Annotated in this window: 29 protein-coding genes; 14 read left to right on the plus strand and 15 right to left on the minus strand. The window is 38.0% G+C overall.

What is annotated here, in order from left to right; translation table 11 throughout:
* The first annotated feature begins 3 nt into the window (after positions 1-3).
* From traJ to BUA97_RS01455, 9 genes are all read left to right on the plus strand, one after another.
* The gene (traJ, locus tag BUA97_RS01415; RefSeq protein WP_024566595.1) at positions 4-999 is read left to right on the plus strand and encodes a conjugative transposon protein TraJ; all 996 of its coding nucleotides are present in this window, start codon (positions 4-6) and stop codon (positions 997-999) included.
* A 19-nt stretch (positions 1,000-1,018) separates the two neighbouring features.
* Positions 1,019-1,642, plus strand: a complete 624-nt coding sequence (traK, locus tag BUA97_RS01420; RefSeq protein ID WP_037440337.1) for a conjugative transposon protein TraK — start codon at positions 1,019-1,021, stop codon at positions 1,640-1,642.
* An 11-nt stretch (positions 1,643-1,653) separates the two neighbouring features.
* Positions 1,654-2,082 (plus strand): hypothetical protein, encoded by a 429-nt coding sequence (locus BUA97_RS01425; RefSeq protein WP_072996084.1) that lies wholly within the window; start codon positions 1,654-1,656, stop codon positions 2,080-2,082.
* Positions 2,083-2,105: 23 nt separating this feature from the next.
* Positions 2,106-2,366, plus strand: coding sequence for a nitrogen regulatory IIA protein (locus BUA97_RS01430; RefSeq protein WP_072996086.1), 261 nt, complete (start codon positions 2,106-2,108; stop codon positions 2,364-2,366).
* Between the two features lie 12 nt (positions 2,367-2,378).
* Positions 2,379-3,728, plus strand: a complete 1,350-nt coding sequence (gene traM / locus BUA97_RS01435; protein WP_072996088.1) for a conjugative transposon protein TraM — start codon at positions 2,379-2,381, stop codon at positions 3,726-3,728.
* A gap of 24 nt (positions 3,729-3,752) precedes the next feature.
* Positions 3,753-4,646 carry a conjugative transposon protein TraN gene (gene traN, locus BUA97_RS01440; protein WP_072996090.1) on the plus strand — a complete coding sequence of 298 codons (894 nt, stop codon included), beginning with the start codon at positions 3,753-3,755 and terminating at the stop codon, positions 4,644-4,646.
* Positions 4,647-4,666: 20 nt separating this feature from the next.
* A complete protein-coding gene (locus BUA97_RS01445) occupies positions 4,667-5,227 on the plus strand; it encodes a conjugal transfer protein TraO (RefSeq protein ID WP_045756196.1) in 561 nt (186 codons plus the stop codon).
* A 12-nt stretch (positions 5,228-5,239) separates the two neighbouring features.
* On the plus strand, positions 5,240-5,689 hold the full coding sequence (locus BUA97_RS01450; protein WP_072996092.1) for a DUF3872 domain-containing protein: 450 nt from the start codon (positions 5,240-5,242) through the stop codon (positions 5,687-5,689).
* A 102-nt stretch (positions 5,690-5,791) separates the two neighbouring features.
* A complete protein-coding gene (locus BUA97_RS01455; protein WP_072996094.1) occupies positions 5,792-6,070 on the plus strand; it encodes a molybdenum ABC transporter permease in 279 nt (92 codons plus the stop codon).
* An 86-nt stretch (positions 6,071-6,156) separates the two neighbouring features.
* Here the strand turns inward: BUA97_RS01455 and BUA97_RS01460 are convergent, their stop codons facing one another.
* Positions 6,157-7,701 (minus strand): hypothetical protein, encoded by a 1,545-nt coding sequence (locus BUA97_RS01460; protein WP_072996096.1) that lies wholly within the window; start codon positions 7,699-7,701, stop codon positions 6,157-6,159.
* A 150-nt stretch (positions 7,702-7,851) separates the two neighbouring features.
* Entirely contained in the window at positions 7,852-8,193 is a 342-nt protein-coding gene (locus BUA97_RS01465) for an ATP-binding protein (protein WP_072996098.1), read from the minus strand.
* Positions 8,194-8,426: 233 nt separating this feature from the next.
* Here BUA97_RS01465 and BUA97_RS01470 point away from each other — a divergent pair, with 233 nt between their 5' ends.
* The 3 genes from BUA97_RS01470 to BUA97_RS01480 all read left to right on the plus strand — a co-directional run bounded on the left by BUA97_RS01470 (position 8,427) and on the right by BUA97_RS01480 (position 9,680).
* Positions 8,427-8,705 carry a helix-turn-helix domain-containing protein gene (locus BUA97_RS01470; protein WP_037438469.1) on the plus strand — a complete coding sequence of 93 codons (279 nt, stop codon included), beginning with the start codon at positions 8,427-8,429 and terminating at the stop codon, positions 8,703-8,705.
* A 13-nt stretch (positions 8,706-8,718) separates the two neighbouring features.
* Complete coding sequence (locus BUA97_RS01475; protein ID WP_037438468.1) at positions 8,719-9,018, plus strand: helix-turn-helix domain-containing protein; 300 nt, start codon at positions 8,719-8,721, stop codon at positions 9,016-9,018.
* A gap of 272 nt (positions 9,019-9,290) precedes the next feature.
* Complete coding sequence (locus tag BUA97_RS01480) at positions 9,291-9,680, plus strand: response regulator transcription factor (protein ID WP_037438467.1); 390 nt, start codon at positions 9,291-9,293, stop codon at positions 9,678-9,680.
* Between the two features lie 11 nt (positions 9,681-9,691).
* Here the strand turns inward: BUA97_RS01480 and BUA97_RS01485 are convergent, their stop codons facing one another.
* The 13 genes from BUA97_RS01485 to BUA97_RS01545 form a co-directional block, all read right to left on the minus strand.
* The gene (locus tag BUA97_RS01485) at positions 9,692-10,681 is read right to left on the minus strand and encodes a hypothetical protein (RefSeq protein WP_065719242.1); all 990 of its coding nucleotides are present in this window, start codon (positions 10,679-10,681) and stop codon (positions 9,692-9,694) included.
* Between the two features lie 96 nt (positions 10,682-10,777).
* The gene (locus BUA97_RS01490) at positions 10,778-11,245 is read right to left on the minus strand and encodes a DUF1905 domain-containing protein (RefSeq protein WP_065719241.1); all 468 of its coding nucleotides are present in this window, start codon (positions 11,243-11,245) and stop codon (positions 10,778-10,780) included.
* A gap of 397 nt (positions 11,246-11,642) precedes the next feature.
* A complete protein-coding gene (locus BUA97_RS01495) occupies positions 11,643-12,449 on the minus strand; it encodes a PRTRC system ThiF family protein (protein WP_072996099.1) in 807 nt (268 codons plus the stop codon).
* Complete coding sequence (locus BUA97_RS01500; protein ID WP_072996100.1) at positions 12,449-13,171, minus strand: PRTRC system protein B; 723 nt, start codon at positions 13,169-13,171, stop codon at positions 12,449-12,451. Before BUA97_RS01500 ends, BUA97_RS01495 begins: the two co-directional genes overlap by 1 nt.
* A complete protein-coding gene (locus BUA97_RS01505) occupies positions 13,168-14,331 on the minus strand; it encodes a hypothetical protein (RefSeq protein ID WP_072996101.1) in 1,164 nt (387 codons plus the stop codon). The genes BUA97_RS01500 and BUA97_RS01505 overlap by 4 nt, the downstream gene beginning before the upstream one ends.
* Positions 14,332-14,346: 15 nt before the next feature.
* The gene (locus BUA97_RS01510) at positions 14,347-14,565 is read right to left on the minus strand and encodes a PRTRC system protein C (RefSeq protein ID WP_002978317.1); all 219 of its coding nucleotides are present in this window, start codon (positions 14,563-14,565) and stop codon (positions 14,347-14,349) included.
* Between the two features lie 11 nt (positions 14,566-14,576).
* Positions 14,577-15,194 carry a PRTRC system protein E gene (locus BUA97_RS01515; protein ID WP_072996102.1) on the minus strand — a complete coding sequence of 206 codons (618 nt, stop codon included), beginning with the start codon at positions 15,192-15,194 and terminating at the stop codon, positions 14,577-14,579.
* Positions 15,195-15,206: 12 nt separating this feature from the next.
* The gene (locus BUA97_RS01520) at positions 15,207-15,389 is read right to left on the minus strand and encodes a hypothetical protein (protein ID WP_002978321.1); all 183 of its coding nucleotides are present in this window, start codon (positions 15,387-15,389) and stop codon (positions 15,207-15,209) included.
* Between the two features lie 18 nt (positions 15,390-15,407).
* Positions 15,408-15,749 (minus strand): molybdenum ABC transporter ATP-binding protein, encoded by a 342-nt coding sequence (locus BUA97_RS01525; RefSeq protein WP_072996103.1) that lies wholly within the window; start codon positions 15,747-15,749, stop codon positions 15,408-15,410.
* Positions 15,750-15,760: 11 nt separating this feature from the next.
* Positions 15,761-16,243, minus strand: coding sequence for a DUF1281 family ferredoxin-like fold protein (locus BUA97_RS01530; RefSeq protein WP_003002504.1), 483 nt, complete (start codon positions 16,241-16,243; stop codon positions 15,761-15,763).
* A gap of 52 nt (positions 16,244-16,295) precedes the next feature.
* On the minus strand, positions 16,296-17,369 hold the full coding sequence (locus BUA97_RS01535; protein ID WP_003002508.1) for a DUF932 domain-containing protein: 1,074 nt from the start codon (positions 17,367-17,369) through the stop codon (positions 16,296-16,298).
* 44 nt (positions 17,370-17,413) lie between these two features.
* Positions 17,414-17,806, minus strand: a complete 393-nt coding sequence (locus BUA97_RS01540; protein ID WP_003002511.1) for a single-stranded DNA-binding protein — start codon at positions 17,804-17,806, stop codon at positions 17,414-17,416.
* 648 nt (positions 17,807-18,454) lie between these two features.
* On the minus strand, positions 18,455-19,705 hold the full coding sequence (locus tag BUA97_RS01545) for a site-specific integrase (protein ID WP_003002515.1): 1,251 nt from the start codon (positions 19,703-19,705) through the stop codon (positions 18,455-18,457).
* Positions 19,706-20,212: 507 nt separating this feature from the next.
* Between BUA97_RS01545 and BUA97_RS01550 the strand changes: the two genes are divergently transcribed.
* Entirely contained in the window at positions 20,213-20,659 is a 447-nt protein-coding gene (locus tag BUA97_RS01550; protein WP_072996104.1) for a MarR family winged helix-turn-helix transcriptional regulator, read from the plus strand.
* 62 nt (positions 20,660-20,721) lie between these two features.
* On the plus strand, positions 20,722-23,127 hold the full coding sequence (locus BUA97_RS01555; protein WP_084081232.1) for a TonB-dependent receptor: 2,406 nt from the start codon (positions 20,722-20,724) through the stop codon (positions 23,125-23,127).
* Positions 23,128-23,527: the final 400 nt, after the last annotated feature.

Below are 23,527 nucleotides of genomic sequence, written 5' to 3' on the forward strand. Positions count from 1 at the left end.
ACTATGGAATGGGATAATCTTCACGAACTCCTGCGGTCGCTTTATGATGATATGATGCCACTTGCAGGCGATATGGCGGCAGTCGCTAAGGGTTTGGCGGGATTGGGAGCATTGTTCTATGTGGCATTAAAGGTTTGGCAGGCTTTAAGCCGTGCCGAACCTATTGATATGTTCCCTTTGCTGCGCCCGTTCGCTTTGGGGCTTTGCATAATGTTCTTTCCAACCATTGTTTTGGGAACCATCAATGCGGTATTAAGCCCCGTGGTAGTAGGAACCCACCAAATACTCGAAGACCAGGTGCTTGACCTGAACAAGCTGCAACAGCAGAAAGACCAGTTGGAATACGAGGCAATGGTAAGGAACCCCGAAACTGCCTATATGGTATCAGACGAAGAGTTTGATAAAAAACTGGATGAACTGGGATGGTCGCCCTCCGACATTGGAACAATGGCGGGTATGTATATGGACAGGCAAGCCTACAAGATTGAGAAAGCCATAAAGGATTGGTTTCGCAATCTACTGGAAATACTCTTTCAGGCAGCGGCTTTGGTCATTGATACCATACGAACGTTTTTCCTGATAGTCCTCTCCATACTCGGACCAATAGCCTTTGCTATTTCCGTATGGGACGGCTTTCAGTCCACGCTCACGCAATGGCTCACGAGGTACGTCAGCGTTTACCTGTGGCTTCCTGTTTCGGATTTGTTCAGCTCAATGTTGGCAAGAATACAATCCCTCATTTTGGAAAGGGATATAGCAATGCTTGCCGACCCCACCTATATACCTGATACGAGCAATACCGTGTACATCATCTTTATGATAATCGGCATCATCGGGTACTTCACTATCCCGACCGTAACAGGTTGGGTAATCCAAGCCGGAGGCGCAGGAAACTTTACCCGCAATGTAAACTCCACAGCAATGAAAGCCGGAAACATCGCCGGAGCAGGCGCAGGCTCAACAGTTGGAAACATCGGCGGTAAACTGATGAATAAATAATCATTAATCATTCTAAAAAATGGAATTTAAAACGCTAAGAAATATCGAAAACAGCTTTAGGCAGATAAGATTATATGCCATTGTGTTTGCGGTTCTCTGCATTAGCGTGGTAGGTTACGCCGTATGGCGTTCCTACCGCTTTGCAGAAGAACAACGCCAAAAAATCTATGTACTGGATAACGGCAAATCCCTGATGCTTGCCTTATCGCAGGATGCGAGCATCAACCGCCCGGTTGAAGCAAGGGAACACGTTAGGAGATTTCACGAACTGTTCTTTACGCTTGCTCCCGACAAGAACGCTATTGAAAGCAATATGAGCAGGGCATTTAACCTTGCCGATAAAAGTGCTTTTGATTACTACAAAGACTTGTCGGAAAAGGGCTATTACAGCCGTATCATTTCGGGGAACGTGCAGCAACGCATCGAGGTGGATAGTGTCGTGTGCAATTTCGACAACTACCCGTATGCAGTGCGCACCTATGCCAAACAGTTCATTATCCGGTCAAGCAATGTAACCAGGCGAAACCTGATTACTTCCTGCTATCTCGTCAACTCCGTTCGTTCCGACAATAATCCGCAGGGCTTCAATATTGAAAAATTTGCAGTCGTGGAAAATAAGGATATAGAGGTCATCGAACGCTAAAAAACAATCTTATGGAAGCATTATCAGATTTAAGCACGTTCGCAAAAATCCTTACCGACAAAGGATATAACGGGTATTTCCATACGCAGGGTGCGTATGCCGGAAAGCTGAAAGACAGCATCAGCGAATACCTCGAAAGCTGCCAAAAAGGTGCAGATACTTTGCCTAAGCAGGACTTACTGCTGACAGGCTACCTGCAATGGTCGGGAGAAGACAAGCCAAGTGTAGAATGCAGTATGTGGGTAAATTATCTGAACGGCAAATTCTCACTCAACAGAATGGAGGTGGCAAGAAAAGACCAATTTGGGCAATTGCTAAAAAAATCGGAACTGACAAACCTCTCTTTAATAGTCGTACCCAATGCAGTTGAGGTTATTGCTTTGGTTAATGATGAACAAAAGCAAAATGTGGGTAAAATCTCCAAGCGGTTCAAGCTCTAACATCATCATAAAAAATTAAGAGTATGAAAAAACTAAGAGCAAATATGGATAGGTATTTTGATAAGCTCGACGAACGTTGGCAGGCATTGCCAGTGCGCAAGCAGCACCAATATACCCTGTGCTTTTTTGTGGGATATCTACTGCTTACCGCTGGTGTAATTTTCAAAGTCTGGTACGATACCTCAAAGTCTGGAAACGATATGATCATAGAGCATATCGAAAATCCTGTCCTCAAAAAAAATGGAAGTCCTGCAAGATTGCAGGATAGTGTATCAACAATTTAAAAAATAAAATTTATGAAAGAAAATGAGAACAAAAAATCAGTTGTTCGGGTAACAGAAGGTAATCCGTCTGCAACTGCTGATGTGTTACAAGACGGCACACAGAATAATAAGGAGAAGCTCAAAAAGCCCTTAATTTTCGGCTTAATGGCGATTGTTTTCGTGGGTTGTATGTACCTCATATTTAAACCATCCGAAGACAAAAAGACAATTGAAAATGTAGGGCTGAACGATGCGGTACCAGAGGCTACTGGAACTGGAATGCCTGCCGACAAAGGCAAGGCGTATGAACAGGAAATGCTCGAACGCAAAGAGCAGGAAAAACGCAATGCATTGGCTACACTTTCAGACTACTGGAATACAGAAGACAAAGAAGAGCCAACCGACGAACCGTTTAATGAAGAAGAGGAAAACAACAGCTTTGGCGGTAGTGGGAGAAATTCGGCAAGAAGCAGTAACCCTGCTTTGAACAGCTATCGAAATAGCCAAAGCGCATTGAGTTCCTTTTATCAAGATGATAACGCTGAAACAATGGAACTGCGTAAGCAGGTGGACGAATTGAAAGAAAAATTATCAGAAAAGGATGTGCCACCTGTGGCCACAGTTGATGACCAATTGAAGCTAATGGAGAAATCCTATGAAATGGCAGCAAAGTATCTGCCAAAAAATGCGAATACCGAAAATTCAACACCTGCTAATGGTGCTGTTCCGGATGCTATTAGTGCTATGGCTACTAACCAAAAAGAGCATTTTGTATCGTTCACATCAGCAAGAAAAAATACAGTATCAACCCTTTACCGTGAACCATCGGACAGTGCTTTTTTAGCGGATTGGAGCGAAACAAAGAACCGTGGGTTTTATACCGCTGGTTCTGTGGAACAAATGGCACAACCCAAAAACAGTATCAAAGCCTGTGTACACGATGCCCAAACAGTAGTTGGCGAAACAGGTGTGCGTTTACGATTATTAGAGCCTGCAAAAACACCGAGCCGTACCATTCCAAAAGGAACGATTTTAACGGCTAATGCGAAATTTCAGGGAGGGCGTTTACAACTAAAAGTTACCTCGATAGAACTGGAGGGCAATATCATCCCGGTAGATATAACCATTTACGATTTGGACGGACAGCAAGGCTTGTACGTTCCATATTCGCCGGAAATGAATGCCCTTACCGAAATGGCAGGCAATATGAGCCAGACAGGCGGAACAAGCGTAATGCTCACGCAAAATGCTGGACAGCAGGTTGCAGCAGACCTTAGTCGTGGCGTGGTACAGGGAATTTCGGGCTACTTCGCCAAAAAGGTAAGAACCCCAAAAGTTACGCTGAAAGCAGGATATCAAGTCTTCTTGGTATCTAAAAAATAATGTTGAACTCAAATAATTTTAATAATGAAAAATCATTTAAAAACCTTTTGGGCAATTGTCCTGATACTCGGCTTTGCCGTACAATCTTTTGCACAAGACAGCATCAGAACTCCGCTTGCATTAGGCAAGATAGAACCGTATAAAATGGAAGTTACCTACGATAAAACTTCGCACTTGATTTTTCCGACCGCTATCCGTTATGTGGATTTGGGAAGCGAATATCTGATTGCAGGAAAAGCAGAAGATGCAGAAAACGTGTTGCGTGTAAAAGCAACGGTAAGGGATTTTGAACCAGAAACCAATTTTTCGGTCATTACCAATGACGGACGTTTTTACAGTTTCAATGTATATTACAGTTCCTATCCCGAGGCATTGAGTTATGACCTGCTCACAATGCAAAAGGCAGTAGACAAAGCCAATGGAAACGATGTGCTTCTTGAAGAGTTGGGCAATAATTCGCCTTCACTAGCAGGCTTGCTATTGGAAACGATTTACAAGAAAGACAAGCGGATAGTCAAGCATATTGGAGCTAAGAGTTTCGGCATTCAGTTTATCCTCAAAGGCATTTACATTCACAATGGCAAATATTATTTCCATACGGAATTGAGAAATAAAACCAATGTGCCTTTCCAGATTGATTTTATCAATTTCAAAGTAGTAGATAAAAAGGTAGCCAAACGTACTGTGGTACAAGAACGCCCGATGATACCCCTCAGAACTTACAAGCCTTTGGACGAGATTGGCGGAAAACTAACCGAACAAAACGTATTCCTGTTAGACCAATTTACCATTGCCGATGACAAGGTACTGTTGATTGAGATTTTCGAGAAGAACGGTGGCAGACATCAAACTTTGCAGGTAGAAAATTCGGATTTGATAAAAGCTCGTTTGATAAACGATATGCACCTAAAATTTTAATAACATTTTAATGCAATAATATGAAAAAGTATATCTATACCGTGATGTTCATTTTGATGGCCATGACGGTTACACAGGCACAAAGAATGCTCCCAAAACAGAAAGGATTGGAAATAAGCACAGGAATACTGTCCGATGATAAAATCGGTAATGATTATTACCTCAATATCGGAATGACCGTGAACGGTAAAAACGGGAACTACCAGCTTTGGGCATTGGAATACACGCACCAATACCACAATTATAAAGACCTCCGCATACCGCAGGAAACTTATACTGCCGAAGGCGGTTACAGTTTCTTTCTGTTGGGTGATGCCCGTAAAAACATCACACTGAACTTCGGAATAACAGGTGTGGTCGGTTATGAAAGCATCAATCGTGGCGAAGCGATGTTGTATGACGGAGCAAAGATTTTGAGCGAGGATAACTTCATCTACGGAGCTGGTGGACGGCTCACTCTTGAAACATATCTATCAGACCGTTTTGTGTTAATCCTGCAAGGACGCACAAAAGTATTTTGGGGTACGGACTTAGAGCAATTCCGACCATCCGCAGGTGTGGGATTAAGGTTTAATTTTTAAAAACTTAAAACAATGATAGCAATATTTAATAAATTCAGAATAGGATTACTGCCGATATATGTAATGCTGGCAATCCTCACAGCTTCGGTAACTTTAGTATCTTGTAGTAAAGATGATGAACTCGAAATACAGAACGATTTTCCTTTCGAGGTAAACGTGATGCCAGTTCCAAAAGATGTAGCCAATGGACAAACGGTAGAAATACGCATTGCCATACAGCGAACAGGCAATTACAGCAACACACAGTATTTTCTTCGCTATTTCCAATTTGACGGACAAGGCACATTGCGGTATTACGATGAGCAACCATATTTACCGAACGATTTATACCCATTACCCACAGAGCAATTTCGGTTGTACTATACTTCAACATCTGCCGTTTCGCAATCCTTTGATGTTTGGATTTCGGACAGCTTTGGAAATGAAAAACAGATAAGTTTTCAGTTTAATAGTGCTGATTAAAAACAATGAAATCCTGCCACAAAAAGCAGGATTTCTCTTTTTAAGGGATATTAAAACTGTTTTTTTTTGTAAATTTAAAAAGTAGATTTTAAGTGTTTTGTTATGGTCGCATCATTGGTTATAGGAATAATATTTTTGATTGCAGGTTTAGGACTTCGCTATTGGCTTAACCGACGAAAGTTTTACAGGCGTGGTCCGATGGGAGCCGAAGGTTTTTCATCTTATGAAAGTTCGGTTATTATTAAATTGCTTGAAAAGTTTGGTAAATGGGTAGCTTATGGATTGATTATATTTGGACTTTTATCACTTTGGGTTTATTCTCGTGTGATGAAAGAAAAACAACAGACTACCGTAAAAACGGAACAGCCTGCACAACGCTGATACAAATTTTCTTGTTTTACTTTAAGTACTAGCTTTTTCGTTTGTACTGTATGATAACATTTTCTATTTACTACTTTTTTTATAATTTAAGACATCGCCACTCTTTTTAGAGAGGAGCTCACTTTACTGAACTCAATATCTGCAAAATCTTTTTCTGCTTTTTCTTGAACATCAATATCTTTGGTATTTAAGATAGCAGACATATATTTTAGCTTTCTTTTTACATTTTCCAATAAATCCGACCATTTCATTATCCATATTTCAATATTTTTATTTTCATTCCTAAAATAGAAGTAAGGATTGTCTTCGTTTCTTTGATTACCTTTTATTTGAAATTCTGCATCAGAATTAATCTTTGAGCTAATCAATAAAATTTTGTAATGAATATTTGAACTTGAAGCATCAAGTTTTTCGATTTCTCTGGCATACTTCATTACTTGCTCAATTTCTTTTGGGCTAATTTTTACTTTTGGGGCTTTTAATTCAACAACTAAAACTTCTCTTCTTTTAGCGTCTAAAACCCGTTCATTATACATAAATAGGTCAGTAATAGATTTTACCGGTTTTTCATCAATGACATTTATGTTATCTCCATCTTTTGATGGTTTAAATATTAAGCAATCGTCTCTTAATTGAGTTAGATTTTTTTCTAAATTTTTATCTGACAATAGTTTGGTACTTTCGGAATACTCTTCTCCAAAAACCCATAACATCCTTTCTAAAAACTTATGAAGTTCTTTTCGTTCTTTCACATTTTTAGATATTTCGCTATAAACAAGTTTTTCAAGAAATTCAATATCTTCAATTTTCGAAGCAACTTTATCAGAAAATTCAACAATATTATCTAAATCGGTTTTTTCCAATAAATCCGAGAATTTAGAAATCATTTTGTTGTTTAATTTTAGAACGCTTCTTAAAATATTATTCAATTCTCCATTGGAAATTGTTCTATCTATAAGCGGATAAATGATTTCTCTTAATTGATTATTATCTTTTAAAATATGGTATTTATCTTCCACTAAATATGCTAACTTATCAAAGAGTATAACTTTTGATTTTGAGCTTGCCCGTTCTTTATATGGATAATAATCGTCATTTTTAAGGTTGTCAGAAAAATTGTCAAACTCAAAGTTTCTGTCCTTGAAGAATGTGTTTAATTTGTCTTTAATAAATTCTCTTACTTTTCTCCAATCTGGGTCTAAATCATCTAAATCTATGTTTCTATAAATATCAGATGAGAGCGTAGATGAAGATACATAAATAAACCATCCTCCTATTTTTGGGCTCAACCAACTGGCATCATACTCCAGACTTCCTGCTATTGTATTTAGACCAGCATTTTGTGCAGTTAAAAAAACTTTTATTTTATCCATTTTCTTAATCTGCATAAAGTCAAAAAGAACTTTGTGTTCTTTGCCTTTAGTGTCAGTATAAGTCTTGGCTAGTTTTATAGGTTTGTCAATTACGAAATCATTAGGGTTTAAAGCTTTACCATTAATGTGAAATGTAACTTCTTTGTTGAAAATTTTTAAAGGGTATCTCTCAAAAATAGCATCTGAAATATTATCTTTAAGAAATTTATCAATTATTTTCTTTTTTGGTTCATTTTCTGTTGTCGTATGTGGATACAAATTTGAAATAGTTACTTTGTAGTAAGTATTATGATTATTTCCTTTTAGAATATTTTCTTTTGTCGCTAACTCAATTTCAGAAACATTGATGTTTTTACCAAAACTATTAAATGATAACGGAATGTATGTTTCAGTAAAAGTATTTTCTTCTTATGAATATCCAATAGTTTCAATTTCGATTTCTTGTCCAATTTGAAAACTGGCAAATCTTCCAATTCCTTTTCCGCCATCTTTATTTGCTGTTCCAATATCCAATAATTTTTTTTCGATATCAGACATATGAACTCCGTTACCATCATCTTTTACTGATATTTTTTTGATTAAAAGAGGATGTATTTCAGTTTCTAAAGTGTAATCTATGTCGATCCAAATGTTTTTACTCTTTGCTTGAATTGAGTTGTTTAATAGTTCGCAAAAAGCAGTGAATGTGCTGATGTAATTAGCAAATAATTCATTGACTAATCTTGAGTTTGTCGTAAGTTTTCTATTCATAGTTTCTTGCTAGGTATTTTTTGGTTATACTTGCTATTAAATTCTCAAACATACAAAATGTAAAATTTGTATGTTTAACGGCAAAATTACTTTCTCCAAATCTACAAAATAAATTGTTTCTAAATTGTTGTTCCAGTGCCAAATACTACCTTTCAACGACAATCAATACAACATTTTCCAAGCCTTTACAAATCCTTGATAAATTCGACTTCCACAGCAAAATTGAGCAAAAAATGGAAGTTATCGCAATACAAAAATCCGTATTGGACGGAATGAAAAATGAACTGAAAGCACTTTTGGAATTGACCGAAAATGCCACACTGAAATACACTTCAATTTTTAAAGAAGAAAAATGGCTCGATAACCAGGAAGTGTGCCTGATGATGGATATTACCAAACGGACTTTGCAGACCTACAAGGACAAAGGCTTATTGCCTTATTCCAAACTAAACCGGAAGAATTATTATAAACGCTCGGATGTACAGGCTTTGCTCGAAGCCCACCAACCTTAAAATACCAATGACAATGGATTTATTGACGAATGAGAATGAAGAAATCATTTCCCATCAAGAAATGATTTTGATGTTGAGAAACCGTATTGAAAGCATATTAAAAAACTATCGTCCTGTAATGAATGGAGAAATTTATTTGTCGGGCGAAGATGTATGCAAACTGTTACACATTAGCAAACGCACTTTACAGCAATATCGTGATGATAATATCCTGCCGTATATTCAGATTGGTGGCAAAATTATTTATAAGGAAACAGATTTGATGACAATATTGGAGCAGAATTATATCAATCACAAAACTAATTCAGACTAAGCTTTTTTATTGCATTAATACATCTAATAGCAAGAGTTTAGTATCTTTGCTATGTAAAATATAGAAATACTTAAAGTGTTTTTGCTTTAAGTCCCACATTGAAAACTGGTAATTTTTAGACAACGGGACGATAAGGAAGAACGCTCATGCCATAGGCGTGGGCGCTCGCTTATTCGTTGTCGGGTATACCAGTGCCTCAATGTGCGGTAAGTGTAGTGGCCTGCGCTTTCTTTTTGTGCAGGGCTACATCAACTTTAAAAAAGTATGATGATATGAAAACTGGTACATCCCAACAAAAAATTACACTCGCCTTTATCAATGATAAAAGCCCAATTTTAGATTTCATTTGTAAAGACCTCATTGCTTCAGGAACTGAAGTCTTATTTCGTTCAGAAAGCATTGAAGATGGACTGTCACAATTATCTTCATTAAATGAACTCCCAAAAATTTGTATTATCGACCTTGATTTTTACAACAAGAATGTTTTTGTTGAACTTCAAGAATTAAGAACAAAATATCCAACTATAAAACTTATTGCACATAGTGATATTGATGATGAGAAAGTGGGTAAATATCTTTTAGATATTGGTTTTTCAAGTTACTTGCTGATTGGTAATGATGCGGAATATTTTAGAAAAGTAATAGAAGCCGTTATCAATTAGGATAAAATTCACTAATTCTCATACAAAATACTAGCGATTTTTTTATCATTTAGTACAAACCTTATCTGCTCATATTTTTGAGTAGGGTGCATATCCTTTTCTGTAACTGGCGGAAAATATTTTACTCCAATAGTCACGTTTGGTAAACTAAAACTCCAAGATGACCTGATTTTAAAATTCTTACCACACAATTGTTGATCGGATGAGTTCAGATATTCTTTGAATTTTGAAAGCCCTTCGATTTCAAATATTGTTTTCCAGTTTTTACGAACTTCAAAAACGATATTTTCGTCAAGATTTTTCAGGATACTACTTTCATCGGAACTGTTACAGGCGTTTATAAAATCTCTGATGATTTTTCGTGGTTGTTTTTGAATTTCTCTGATTTCTTTCTTTTTGTTTTCAAGATAAGTGCTAAAATCCTTGTCAACCAATTCAGATAACTTATAGTATCCTGAATGAAAAGCTTCTAATGGAGATTTGTATAATCTATCTTTAAAAAAAGTTGCTTCATCCGTTTCATTGGCTTTAAAATGATCCAGAAGCAAAAAACCTTTTTCTTCGGTTGTACTGTTAACACCATCCACAATGTTTACAAAGTAGAACTGCTCTTTATCTTCGAACAAAACTTTGATTTTAGAGTTGAATTTTTCAGACTTATTTGCCGATGCTTTCACAAGATATTTCGTTTCATCCAAAGGATTTTCAATCCGTCTTCCCCAGCCATCAGTCGATAATTCTGATTGGTATCGGGATATTTGTATCCGTATTTCCTTCCGTCCTTTTTCGAGGTCGGTGGTAAATTCATATCCAGGAAAAGAATTGAGAATAGCCGTGTCTAATTCCCATTCCTCATAATCACTTGTAAAATTTATTTGATAGCTAAATTCATATTCCCGAATGTAAACCGGAAATTGGAACTTGTTCCCGACGATTGTTTGCTCTAATAAGGTAATATCGGATTTCCTGTTTACGGTTATTGAGATTTCAGTTTCAATCATTTTGAAATTTATTTTTACTGACAGTTTTAAAGTAATGCCATTTTTTTGTTCAAACCATTGTGCTTGAGAGTAGAAAGGAAATCAAGTGAAGACTGCTTAATCATTGTCGTCACCCAATTGGTCAATGTATTTCAAAATTAGATTTACTTGTTTGTCCTCGGATTTTGTAGAGGATATTTTTTCAATAATTTTGATCCTATCTTCTTTTGGTAATTTATTGAACGATTTTAAAACACCCGAATTTCTAAAAGTATCTAATATTTCTTTTTCTGTAATCGGCTCCTTTGAAGTCAATAAGTAAAGTGTCACAGTTACAGTGTCGCCACCACTTTTGCTGATTGCTTTCCTGATTTTGTCATTAATTGAAATTAGCTTGTCTTGTCCTCCAATCGTAAACAAATTAATACTGTCAATTGTGTAGTTGTCAATTGTACCAGATACTTTCAATGAACCCCATTTTCCTACGATATGTTTAGTGTTAGGTACTTGGATGTGATATGTCCAAGCACCTTTACCTGCTTCATATTTCAATTCGAGTTCCTCGTCCTTTACTAAGTATTTCATCTTTTATGACCTGTATTATAGCTTTACCGCTAACCCCATAATTTAGAAAATTTGGGTATTTTGTATAGGAATTAGTCTATTTGTTTTAAGGACAAATTTAATGAATTAGATGCTAGGGTTATGGCAAATATTCTATTATAAACCATCATTAATCAGGCGACGTTCTTTTGCTTCTTTTCTTTGGTCGCTGTGTGAAAAGAAAAGAAGTCATTACCAAATACAAAAAATGGGATACTGAATATCCCACGCAAAAAACTCGCAACCTGTTTGGTAAAATGTAAGGAAAGGGAATTGTGGGCCGGTGCATTTTTGCAAAGTGATTGCATCCGCTTTAAACCGCAAAAATGCGTTTCCGACCGTAGGAAGGAATTGCATTTTTGCCCGCCGATTTCGGCTTTTAGGCAACTTTTATCGGGTGGGTGCGGAAATCTTTCAGATTGTGAAAAAATCCTTTGTATTCAGTCATTCCCCTGCGAAACAAGTTCCATAACAAAGAACAACCCATTTGTGTAAGCGATGAATTGATAAACAAATCTTGGTGTTCCAACGCTTCGGCAAGTGAGCAACTTGGCGTGCTGTCCTCTTGTTCGGATTGCTTCAATAGTTCGCCAAATTCATCGGTAACAAATGGCAGGCTTGCCTCCGTTTGGTATTTCTCTGAATTGGGTTGCTTTATCTCTCCGATGGTAGATAGTAACACTTGTCCTGTATCTTGGCTGTTGCCAAAATCCAGCCAATATTTTGGCTCATCTTGGTAGTGTCTGCGGTAGCTTATTTCTTTTAGAATTTCAGCAACACCAAATCTCGCCTGTACATTGTCCACACATGTAATGGTAATTGTTGCCCTTGCTTTTTCGGGCAATCTGCCAAAATTGTCCTTTTCAAACTTTACCGTTTCGGCTTTCCAATTTGTTCCTGCCCAACGGTTACAACGGTTGATTAAAGCAACGGATTTGTACAATCCTGTTTCACTTTCTGCAAATCGCTGTCTGCCTAAATTAGCACTCGTGATAACATCATCATCCCAAAGGTGGACTTGGAACCCTGCGTGTCCTAATGCTATCAAACTTTCGTTTATTTCCATTAAGGCGGTCAATACTTTTGAGCCTGTGCCACCTGCTCCGATAAGGTTTACCGAAATCGGATTGGTAGGATTGAGCAGGTAATTATCTGTAAAATGTACTGCGGTTTTTGCTGTATTCATTACAATAGATTTTTAAGGGTTTTGTTGTTCTTTTTTAATACTTCTTTCGGAAAAGGTTTATTAGTACCAACAAGGTCTTTCCAAAGGTTTACAATGTTTGTTTTGGTTAAGTTTTCGCATAATGAATGGCTGAAATAGGAATTGAAAAAATAATGCTCCCACGCGCGAATAAATTCCTCAACCGAAGCCGAATTTTTAATGTCTATGCTTACCGTACCCATACATACATTGCCGTTTTCATAAATATTGAAAAAAGGTGCATAGTGCAAAGGTGCTTTCTCGGTTGGTCTTCTGTCGCTTGCCAAAGCAAATACCGTAAGATTGCTTTTGCTCGCTAACCAAAGCATTGGTGGTACTTGTGCTTTTCCATTGGATATGCCCAAACTATCCACAAAATACAGTTTCCGTTGCTGTGTTTTGGTGTACCAAAGTACCGTACCTTTTTCCGCATTTGGATTGATATGCAGAATATTGGTAGGCAAAATTCCCTTTGGTTTTAAAAAGGCTTGGTTCTTTTCTTCATCGGTCTGTAAGGACTTTGCTAAAATATTGGCTTCCTTTACGGTTAATGGATGGGCATTGATAGGCATTCCGTTGCTGTCCATATCAAAATGCTCCACGTACATATCGTTTTCTGTTCCTTTGGTTTCATAGAAAACCAAAGCGGATTTTGCATAGTACAATGTTCCAAAATGGTCTTTTATATCTGTTGTTGTATTCATTTTTCTATTGTTTTATATTTGTATAATATTCCACTCAAATCATTCAATAAACCAAACAATCGGTTCTCAAAATCAAGATTGGCTGTTGGTATTTCGCTTCCGTCAAACCGCTTGGAAATAGTAGGTTCTTCCATTGCTCCGTACTCGTTAAATTCATTGTTGATGGTATCTGAAAGGCTTTCGTATAACCAGCCTTTAGTATCTGCAATAAATGAAATGTATTTCTCCATTCCGATTATTTCATTTTCATCATCATCATAAGGGTCTTTTTCGGGCAATGTTGCGTTGCTAAAAATAGTGGTGTTCGGATATTCTGTGCAAAGGGCAAACGCATTACAAGCCACTTGCCAACATTCCTTGTCGAACATATCAACACTTTTAAATCGGTTCAAACGCTGTTCAAATACCTTTAGATTCGTTCGATTAAATAGCTTTTGTTCTATTCTATCGCCAATGTATTCGGCATTTTTCAATTCACTTTTATAGCTTTCAGTTTCTTCCGTTTCCTCGTCCTGTTCCACCCAATCGTTCATCATTTCGTAAAGCCAATACAAGTAACTTTCTTCCTGCCTGTAATACGGAATTTGAGCGATATGATACAGATAACTACATACCGATAGTAAAAGCTGTGCGGTCTTTTTACGCTTTGGGTCTTTGAGCATTTTAAAGAGTGGCACAACGGGAATGTAATACAAGGTTGTTCCTGTGTTGTATCGTTCCTCGCCTATAAAATAGGTTTTCCTGCTATCCTTTACCAATCTGAAACCATCCCAATTGCTGTTGGTACGCTTTACTTTGTTTTCCATATCCCACATAGCCAATGTTATATTGTAGGGAAACTTAAAACTGTTGGTCTGCATTGGTTCAATCCTGTAATGCTTGGCAAGTTTGGAAAGGGACTTGTAAAAATCCCTCTCCGTTTTCTGACAAGCCTCTACGGATTGTGCTGTTTTCAGTTTGGGCAGAAACGTACACTTTAGAATACCATTGGGAGCATTGCTATCGGTACGGATTTCTGCTTGTCTTTCTGCACTTGGTTTGCGTCCTTTGGTCTTTGCATCCAACTGGCGAACTCGCCCAACTGTCGGCGCAATTGCCGTTGTCGTTTTTGTTCGGGTATGCTGATAGTTCCCGATATGATGTTGCGTTGCATAATTCATCGCTTTAATATTTGGTTAACCTTTCGTACCCATTACGCTTTCAAATTTGTACTCGACTGCATCATCTTTAATTTGCGGTGCAGATGCTTTTGCAGTTGTCAGAATGGGGTACATATTGGCATAAAAATTCATCACGGCTTCCACGCTCCAACGTGGTTCTGGGTCGGTCAGTCTGATGTCCTGTCCTTTATCTTTGAGTATAAAAACTCTTTCTAATTGCGTTGCTAATAACATAATGTTCTGTTTTAATGATTACTATTCTTTTCATCTTCGTCTGTTTCATCAATAGGATAATCGGCAGTAATTTCTTGTTCTATTGGTGGTTCGGGTTTTGCTTCGTCCATTGCTCCGAAAAGGCTCGGTGTTGCGAATTTGTCGGATAATGCTGTTTTGCGTTTGCGTATCTCGTCTGCTTTTTCGGGAAACTCCGTTAAATCGGGTACTTTTATCCACGCTTCACGGAACTTACCCTCTTTTTCCAACTCGTCCGCCTTTGCCATTGCATCTTTAAACTTCTTGTCTTTGGCTTCTTTTTCTTTTTTCTCTTTTTCGGTTTTTGCTTTCTCGATTGCCGATTGTGCTTTGGCTTCATCAAGTTGCTTTTGAAATTTCTCCATATCCACCATTAAGCCCGATACCTTTTGTATAGGTGTGGTTATCTGCTCAAAAAATCCCTCATCAAACTCTTGGGGCGTGGCGTTAAATGTCAATGGGGGAATTAGATTTTTTGCAGTATCTCCACACGCTTCGTTGTTGAGCAATACCGTTACAATTAGGTTGCTTTCTATTCCTTTTGAAATGTTCAGTTGCAATACTCCTGTAAAGTCCAACTGCTGTATCTGATTGAAAAAATTTGTATTCATCGTTCTTAAATTTTAATTGTTATTACTTTTTTCTTTTTTAAGTTTCTTGTGCATATCTGCCCAATATTCCTGTCTTTCCTTGTCTGTTTCTGTTGGTGGGTCGTGCAGATATTCTTTATACCAACCTGTTTGTTGAATAGCTTTTATGAGGTCGGTAACTTCAATCCAATTCCCTTTTTTATCTATGATTTTCATCGTACTTGGCTTTAAGTGTTATTTACTGATTTCCGCTATTTGGTCAATCCTACCATAAATGATACTTCTAAGACTTGTTTTGTCGGGAGCGTTGTATTCTGCCCAACTGCCGTACTGCTTTACGATATAGGATTTTAAAACATCCTCGAAACCAAAACGATAACCCATAAGCGGGACGGCTCTTTTGAAATAGGCGTTTCGGTTTACTGCTTCGGCAAGCCAATTTTTTTCGGCTCGGTTCAACTTGTCGCCTTTGTTCAGTTTTTCCCTTAATAGGTAAACCTTTGCATTTTGCAGGGTTGCCAATTCGGGTACATCTTGGCGTACAAACTTTGTAGCTATTATTGTTACTATTTCCATTGCGGTAGATTTTAAGGTTGCTGATTTTTGATTTTTCGTTCCAACAAGGTTTCCAATATCTCGTAATCACTTTCGTAAATTTCTCCTTCGAAATGGTAGGTGTCCGTTTCTTCATCAAACCCGTATTGTTCAAAATCTTCGTCTTCCAAATAAATATCTGTGAGTAGCTTGTCATAAAATGTTGCCCTACCATATATAAGATTGCCCATTTCTTCATAATCCTGTGTAAAGTTCACTTCGTAATGTTCCGCTATCTTTTGAATTACTTCTATATTGGGCGACCATTTTGTTTCATACTGAAATTGCCCTTCATCGCCTTCATTCCAATAGATATTGAAGAAATAACCACCATTATTTTTAGAAATAAATTCGGGTAGTTGCCCTTCTTCGGTTTTTTCTTCCTTTTCCTTCATTGATTGAAAAAGTTCCTGTATTGCTGTGATTGTTTCGGGTTTCCCCTCGAATACAACTGTATTACTGCACCAATTTGCCATAACTTTTGTTTTTAGTAGGCTACCACCGATTAAAGCGGTAGCCTGTTGTTATTTAATTAAGGTTTAGGATTTCTGCACCATCTAAAGCAAAACCATTACACAATTCAAATGCTTTCTGTGATTTGAGTTGAGCAGTGCCACCCAATACAATGCTCTGCAACTTGGCTTCATCATTCTTGTAATTTCTTACGTTCTGATAGTAACCTGTAACCGCATTATAAGCTCCGAACAATGTTCCTTTTGTCGTATCCATTTGTTGGGTGTCGCTTATCATTGCGTATGCAAAAGCATCTTCAACGGTGTTTTTGAACACGGTGGAAATTTCATCTTCTGCACCTTTTTTGATAAGGTCAAGCGTTTCCTTATTCGGGCAAAGTGCCAATTGGATTAGCTTTTTAACCTCTTGGTCCGTTACCTTTACTTTTGCCCATTCGTTGAAAATACTCTCCAATTGATTGCTTAATGTGTTGGCAAGTCCCATAATCTTGTGAGCGTTCTCGATACGTTGTTTTGCTCCCGAAGTGTGTTTGATACGAACAACATTGGTCATACTGCGTAAAGATGCATTCAGCGTGTTTTGGCAAACAATACGGATAGGCGTAAATGCGGCTGTGATGCTTCCGCTACCATCGTGCGAAGTGGTAAGGAAAATGTACTTTTCTGTAACATCATCGCCATTGCCTACACGAATATAATCGGGCAATTTGGCTGTAATAAAAATGCGTTCTCCGTTGCCTATTGCTCCTGCGGTTTCGTACAGAATGCCCTCGTCACCGCCTACAATAGCATCAAAGAAATTAAAGGCTTCACGGTTTTGTACGATATGGTAATCCTTACCGACTACGCCCAATACGGCATTGTTATCGGTGCGTATGTTGGCGAAATAGTTAGGTACTTCCAATTCGCTACTGCCTATCTCTATACCGTTGGTGGTTTCGATAATGCCCGAACCTTTGGTAAATAGTGGGGATTTTACGACTTCGTAATCTAATCCTGCGTGTTTGATAGCTTCCTCGCTTGTTGGGTATTGCTCCACGATTTGCCCTAAACCGTGCCACGCTTTTTGCTGAACGCTGAAAAATGAATAACGTCCTGTTCTCTCGTTGAAATTGATATTATGTGCCATAATGTTTAAAATTTTGATATAAAAAATGGATTGAATGTTCTTGATTAAAATGGAAGGTCGTCTTCTGTACCTTTTCCTGCTGTACTGTTGTTTCCTGTTTGTGCAGTAGCTTGTACGCTTTCGGTTCTCTTACTACCTCCGTGCAATTTGATTTGTGAGGTGTGGAAATTCAGACCTGCTCTTGGCTCTCCATCATTACCTGTCCACGCTCTTGTACTTACTCGTCCCGATAGTTCTACCAAAGTGCCTTTTGTGAGTAGCTTGGCTACATTCGGGGTTATCCAATAGGAGCAGTCGAAATAGGTTGTTTGCTCTATGCGTTCGCCTTGCTTGTTACGGTAGCTGTCGTTGGTCGCTACTGAAAAATTTACTACTTGTTTGTCCTGTGACGTTGTGCGTACTTCCGCATCCCTTGTCAGTCTTCCTGTGATGTTCATATTCTTTAATTTTTAGTTATTGATTTTGATTTTTTTTAGATTTATTCGGCAATGAGAGGAGGTGCTGTTTCGTTTCATTACCATTTCCAATGTTTTTAATTTTCGTATCTGACATTTTTTTTATTCGTTTAAAGAGCCGGAGTATGCTATGTTTCGTTTCACGAGCATAAAAGGTTCGTGTTTAGCATCACCAAGGTTTTGGAAAAAAATACTACCCAACGGGTGGAGATTATTTTCCAAACTTGCTTGACCTTTGTGATGCGTTAAGAACACGGAAATACCTTTGCTCTTGAAATGGGACAAAAAGCATACGGGTCTTTGGATAAAAATGAATGTGGAAGCTAAGAAGATGGCATTGAGAAATGGTTTACAGTGAATTGAAATAACACTTCCAATTCGCTGAATTTTTAAAACACTTTTTTAAAGCGGTGGGGCTATCAAAGCCACACTAATAGAGGATTAAAAAATTGTATTTGTGTGGGAGGCGTAGATGGCAACATTTTTTAATCTTCTGTTCCAGAAGTAGCCGAAAAGCTCTTTTACAGAAAGGGAATAGCAGAGCGAAGTAAATGTGCTTTGGCTATAAAATATGGGCATAAAAAAAGCAGAACCGTTAAGTTCTGCTCGTAATTATCAAATTGTGATTAACTATATAACCTGTAAAAACGCTTCTTCAATCTCCTTAAATTTAGGAGCTACCAAATCCATATCCTTACTAATCTTTTGGCTGGTAATTTTAGCATAAATCTGTGTAGTAGAAATATTTTTATGCCCCATCATTTTACTAAGGCTTTCAAGGGGAACACCTTCTGTCAAAAACATCGTTCCAAATGTGTGTCTTGCGGTGTGAAAAGTTACTTTTTGTTCTGTAATAATTTTAGCTTTTTCAATTAATTTGCCAATGTGAGTATTGCAGGTTACATTGGTTGGAACTGGAAAGATAAACTCATTACGAGTGCTACCGAGGTATTTTTCTATGATACGTTTTGGGATTTCCATTAACCGAACATTAGAAGCAATATCTGATTTTTTTCTTCTGCTGATGATCCATTGATGGCCATCGAAGAAAGACTGAATATTGTTCCTTGTTAGTTTTTTAATATCCGCATAAGCAAGTCCGGTAAAACAACTGAAAATAAAAAGATCTTTTACAAGCTCATACCGTGGGTGGGGCGGTGCACACATCATCAGTTTTTCTACATCTTCTTTAAGAATATAACCCCTGTCGGTTTCTTCCATATTAATTTCATAATCTTGAAACGGATTATCACGTATCAAACCTTTTTTTATAGCCAATTCTACCAGACTTAGTACGGGCATCGTGTAAACCCAAACCGTATTATGTGTAGATTGTAAATCGTACCGAAGATAAAAATCGAATTCCCTAATAAAATCTCCAGTCAATTCCCGAAAGGCCATATCATCACGATGATAGCGTTCTTTGATAAAAGTGGTAAGATGATTATAAACCGTGATGTACTTGTTGTAGGTGCTTTGTGAACGTTCTTCCTTGTCAACCAATTTTTTAAAATCCTCATTTTTATCGTTAAAGACTTTTAGAATTGCATCATCCATTACACCAACACCCAAGAATGAGAGCTTTACTTTTTGGGAAGTAGCAAAGCCCTCGTGTTTCAGCATATCTTCATAAATTTTGTCAATACGCCCACGTATGTTATCCAACTTTTTATTAATATTTAAAGCTGTTGCGCTTTTACCCTCAACTCTTCCATATTTTAGATCCCAATTGCTAGGGTCAATTTCTAACTTTGTCCCGAAAGTTTTAGGTGTTCCGTCAATGGTAATACGTGCCATAATCGGAGCATTACCATTTTTTTTCAGTTCGTTCTTTTTCAAGTAGAAAAGCAGTTTGAACGTTGATTTTTTTGTCTGCGTCATAACTCAAATGTTTAATGTTTAAAATTAATTTACATTGAGTTACAAGGAAATATAAAAATAAGTGCAAAACACTGAAATATAACCGTTTAAACTAATAAGGAACCTCTATTAATCGGTAACGAATTAGTAACTTAACTTTGTCATTTCAAGCCCAAAACCTATCAGACACCGAGTTCCAAATAAAGACTACTTCTTTATAAAACATTGTATAGCAACGGATTTAATCGTTTTGCTTAACTTTGCTTTTTACTAATCTTTTTTTTCAAAAATATTCAAATTTTTATTTTTTTTACTAATATTTAATTATCCATAGCTTTGAGTTGTCTTATATTTTAAATATCAATTAAAATAACAATTCCATCCTGATATTTATTATTGTTTGTATCACAACTCATTTTATCCATTTTTTTTAACGGATTTTTTTCACCCACTTGTAACAATCCAAAAATTGACGCAACTAATTAATTGATATATCAATAATTGATAAATCATTTTAAATCAAAGATTATGGAAAAATTAGATTCAATCATATTTTATAACATCGACAAAGCCATCCGGGCCTACAGGAATTATGCCCAGAGACAACTCAGAGAAAACGGGTTCAACATCACCATCGACCAATGGCTCATCATCAAAGCCCTGCTCGAAAATCCCGAAATCACACAGAACGAAATAGGAAATCTGGTTTTTAAAGACAATGCTTCCGTCACCAGAATCATCGAATTGTTAGTCAAATCCGGGTTCATCACACGCAAAGTCCATCCAACCGACCGCAGAAAAACGAACCTTAGCGTGACCAAATCCGGAAAAGATATCATCGAAAAAGTCCAGAACCTCGTGGAAAACAACAGAAGTGTTGCTTTACAAAACGTTTCCAGACAAGAGCTGAAAATAATGAACAATACCCTTCTCAAAATAGCAGAAAACTGCATCAACACGAAAAATAAATCTTAAGCAACATCATCTGCCAAATAAAATCAGCGAATACCAAAAAATTCAATCCAAAAACAACCGCAATGACCAGAATATTCTTAGCCATCCTCCTGTGGATGGTCGCCTTCTTCACAAACATGTTTGCGCAGTCCGTCCAGAATTATTCCCTCTCGGGAACCATAGATTACGACAATAATAATCAGGTCGAAATCAATCTTTTCAATACAGAAAATAAATGGCTAAAAACCGAAGTCGCAGATCAAAACGGGAAATTCAGTTTCAATGATTTAGCGTCAGGCAGCTACAATCTGAAAATCAATAAAAACGGAACCGAGGTCTATAAGTCCGAAGTTGCCATCAGCGGAAACACCACACTCCCTGCCATTTCCCTCGACGAAAAAACCATAGAAACCGTTACCATTACCAAAACAAAACCTTACATCGAACGTCAGGACGGGAAAATGATTCTCAACGTAGAAAACAGTATCGCCGCAACTGGTAATTCTGCCTTCGAGGTTTTGGAAAAAGCACCCGGTGTGAAAATCGACAGCAACGACAATATCACCCTTCGTGGCAAAGGTAATCTCCTCGTCCAGATCGATGGCAAAAACACCCCGATGAACGGAACCGATCTTGCCAATTACCTCCGCGGCATTGCGTCTTCCACTGTAGAGAAAGTAGAATTCATCACCAATCCATCTTCAAAATACGATGCTTCCGGAACATCGATTATCAATATCAGACTCAAAAAAGACCAGAGAAAAGGCACGAACGGAAGTCTTTCTACTTCTTTAGGAACAGGAAAATATGTGAAGAACAACAACAGTTTCAGCATCAATCACAGAAATAAAAAGGTTAATTTATTTGCCAGTTACAGCTTTGCGTACAGAGAATTTTACAACAAATTGTTGCTGGACAGAAGTTTTTACGACAATGGTGTTTTACAAAAAGTCTATGTTCAGGATAACTTTCTGAAAATGAACTTCCGCAACCATATCGCCAAAGCCGGCATGGATTATTACGCCAACGATAAAAATATTTTAGGATTTTCAGTAGGATTCGTCAGCAATAGATTCGACCCGACCAGTAATAACGATACGCAGGTTCTGAATCAAAATTATCAGCCAAGCGGAACGTTCAATACCAAAAGTAACAACCGCGACCATTGGAAAAATGCCTCCTTGAACTTTAACCACAAATACAAAATCGATTCTCTTGGCTCAGAACTTACGACTGATCTGGATTATATCAATTATGCCAACACCTCGCTTCAGAACTTCAACACAAGACATTTTGATACCGCCGGCAACGAAGGCAAACCTTACCTATTGAAAGGCGACTTAGGCGGAAATCTGAATATTTATTCCCTGAAAACTGACCTTACAAAAGTCTTTAAAAAGAATTGGAAATTAGAAACCGGAATCAAAACCAGCTTTGTAAAAGCCGATAATGACCTTCAGTTTTTTGATTCCAGTTCCGGGATCCCTGTAATTGATACAACAAAGACCAATCATTTCATCTACGAAGAAAACATCAATGCTGTTTATGGAAATGTGATTAAAAATTGGGAAAAGTTCAAAGTCAATTTTGGCTTGAGAATGGAAAACACAAACGTCACCGGAAACCAGCTTACCACCAGTCAAATCAATAGAAAGAACTACACCCAACTATTCCCGAGTGCGGTTTTCTCTTATGATCTGGATGATAAAAACAGCATAGAACTCAACTTCAGCAGAAGAATCACAAGGCCAACTTATAAACAGCTCAATCCGTTCAAATTCTATCTGGACCCTACAACTTACCAGGCCGGAAACCCCGATCTGAATCCGCAGACCACAATGAATTATGAATTCACATACAGCCTGAGCAACAAATATTTTGCAACCCTCAGTTACAGCAAAACACTGAACAACATTACCGACATCTTAAAACCGATAGTAGAAAAAGGAAACATTGTAGTCGTGCAGGCGAATGAGAATCTGAGTTCCGCTACTTATTACGGACTTAACGTGGTTGCGCCTGTAAAAGTGACCAGGTGGTGGGAAATGAACAACAGTGCCAATTTCTATTATGGTAGCTATACCGGCAATATTTCTGACACTTATATTAAGAATCAGGGGAATTTCACGTTTGACCTCAACAGCATCAGTTCCTTCAAAATAGGAAACGGCTTTTCTGCCGAACTCACAGGCAATTACAAAGCAAAAGAAGTCTACGCCTATATGTTCCTGAAACCAATGTGGTCCGTCAACATCGGTGCGCAGAAGAAGTTTAAGAACAACAGTACGCTCAGGTTCACCTTCAACGATATCTTCCTCACCAGCAACCCCGAAGCCCGGAATATCTACTCCAGCTACATAGAAAACTTCACCGTAAGAAGAGACACCCGTGTGGTTACGCTTTCCTACACCTACAATTTTGGCTCAGGAAAATCCGGCCAACCAAGGAAGACCGGTGGCGCAGATGATCTGAAGCAACGGGCGGGGTAATGCCTAAATGCATGGCGAGAAACAAACCCAATGTTACATCAGGAAAAATACCGTTATTGCGAGCGGCAGCAAAGCCAATCTATATGAATATGCTCATGCTAGTGAGAGTATAAAACCAACAATTCACGTTTCAAACCCCTGCCGACACGTCCGGAACCTATCCCGATACGTTCTACAACCCTCCAGATACGTCCCGCAAACATCCGGCGGGGTTGTTCACCCTTCCAACGGGGTTATGGACGCCTCCTGATAGGTCACCCAACCTATCCGGACAGGTAAAAGACCGATCCCGACACGTCCGGAACGTATCCGGAACAGTCAACAACCCCGCCAGACCATTAAACAACGTCTCCGGAGGGCTGAAAGACCGCTCCGAAGGCGTAAAGAACGTCTCGGGATA

Origin of the sequence: Epilithonimonas mollis, from assembly GCF_900142325.1 — a bacterium.
GTDB lineage: Bacteria > Bacteroidota > Bacteroidia > Flavobacteriales > Weeksellaceae > Epilithonimonas > Epilithonimonas mollis.

Excerpts from the sequence above, each read along its gene's own strand:
- traJ (WP_024566595.1), top strand. The coding sequence starts at position 4 with ATGGAATGGGATAATCTTCACGAACTCCTGCGGTCGCTTTATGATGAT.
- traK (WP_037440337.1), top strand. The coding sequence starts at position 1,019 with ATGGAATTTAAAACGCTAAGAAATATCGAAAACAGCTTTAGGCAGATA.
- BUA97_RS01425 (WP_072996084.1), top strand. The coding sequence starts at position 1,654 with ATGGAAGCATTATCAGATTTAAGCACGTTCGCAAAAATCCTTACCGAC.
- BUA97_RS01430 (WP_072996086.1), top strand. The coding sequence starts at position 2,106 with ATGAAAAAACTAAGAGCAAATATGGATAGGTATTTTGATAAGCTCGAC.
- traM (WP_072996088.1), top strand. The coding sequence starts at position 2,379 with ATGAAAGAAAATGAGAACAAAAAATCAGTTGTTCGGGTAACAGAAGGT.
- traN (WP_072996090.1), top strand. The coding sequence starts at position 3,753 with ATGAAAAATCATTTAAAAACCTTTTGGGCAATTGTCCTGATACTCGGC.
- BUA97_RS01445 (WP_045756196.1), top strand. The coding sequence starts at position 4,667 with ATGAAAAAGTATATCTATACCGTGATGTTCATTTTGATGGCCATGACG.
- BUA97_RS01450 (WP_072996092.1), top strand. The coding sequence starts at position 5,240 with ATGATAGCAATATTTAATAAATTCAGAATAGGATTACTGCCGATATAT.
- BUA97_RS01455 (WP_072996094.1), top strand. The coding sequence starts at position 5,792 with ATGGTCGCATCATTGGTTATAGGAATAATATTTTTGATTGCAGGTTTA.
- BUA97_RS01465 (WP_072996098.1), bottom strand. The coding sequence starts at position 8,193 with ATGAATAGAAAACTTACGACAAACTCAAGATTAGTCAATGAATTATTT.
- BUA97_RS01470 (WP_037438469.1), top strand. The coding sequence starts at position 8,427 with ATGGAAGTTATCGCAATACAAAAATCCGTATTGGACGGAATGAAAAAT.
- BUA97_RS01475 (WP_037438468.1), top strand. The coding sequence starts at position 8,719 with ATGGATTTATTGACGAATGAGAATGAAGAAATCATTTCCCATCAAGAA.
- BUA97_RS01480 (WP_037438467.1), top strand. The coding sequence starts at position 9,291 with ATGAAAACTGGTACATCCCAACAAAAAATTACACTCGCCTTTATCAAT.
- BUA97_RS01485 (WP_065719242.1), bottom strand. The coding sequence starts at position 10,681 with ATGATTGAAACTGAAATCTCAATAACCGTAAACAGGAAATCCGATATT.
- BUA97_RS01490 (WP_065719241.1), bottom strand. The coding sequence starts at position 11,245 with ATGAAATACTTAGTAAAGGACGAGGAACTCGAATTGAAATATGAAGCA.
- BUA97_RS01495 (WP_072996099.1), bottom strand. The coding sequence starts at position 12,449 with ATGAATACAGCAAAAACCGCAGTACATTTTACAGATAATTACCTGCTC.
- BUA97_RS01500 (WP_072996100.1), bottom strand. The coding sequence starts at position 13,171 with ATGAATACAACAACAGATATAAAAGACCATTTTGGAACATTGTACTAT.
- BUA97_RS01505 (WP_072996101.1), bottom strand. The coding sequence starts at position 14,331 with ATGAATTATGCAACGCAACATCATATCGGGAACTATCAGCATACCCGA.
- BUA97_RS01510 (WP_002978317.1), bottom strand. The coding sequence starts at position 14,565 with ATGTTATTAGCAACGCAATTAGAAAGAGTTTTTATACTCAAAGATAAA.
- BUA97_RS01515 (WP_072996102.1), bottom strand. The coding sequence starts at position 15,194 with ATGAATACAAATTTTTTCAATCAGATACAGCAGTTGGACTTTACAGGA.
- BUA97_RS01520 (WP_002978321.1), bottom strand. The coding sequence starts at position 15,389 with ATGAAAATCATAGATAAAAAAGGGAATTGGATTGAAGTTACCGACCTC.
- BUA97_RS01525 (WP_072996103.1), bottom strand. The coding sequence starts at position 15,749 with ATGGAAATAGTAACAATAATAGCTACAAAGTTTGTACGCCAAGATGTA.
- BUA97_RS01530 (WP_003002504.1), bottom strand. The coding sequence starts at position 16,243 with ATGGCAAATTGGTGCAGTAATACAGTTGTATTCGAGGGGAAACCCGAA.
- BUA97_RS01535 (WP_003002508.1), bottom strand. The coding sequence starts at position 17,369 with ATGGCACATAATATCAATTTCAACGAGAGAACAGGACGTTATTCATTT.
- BUA97_RS01540 (WP_003002511.1), bottom strand. The coding sequence starts at position 17,806 with ATGAACATCACAGGAAGACTGACAAGGGATGCGGAAGTACGCACAACG.
- BUA97_RS01545 (WP_003002515.1), bottom strand. The coding sequence starts at position 19,705 with ATGACGCAGACAAAAAAATCAACGTTCAAACTGCTTTTCTACTTGAAA.
- BUA97_RS01550 (WP_072996104.1), top strand. The coding sequence starts at position 20,213 with ATGGAAAAATTAGATTCAATCATATTTTATAACATCGACAAAGCCATC.
- BUA97_RS01555 (WP_084081232.1), top strand. The coding sequence starts at position 20,722 with ATGACCAGAATATTCTTAGCCATCCTCCTGTGGATGGTCGCCTTCTTC.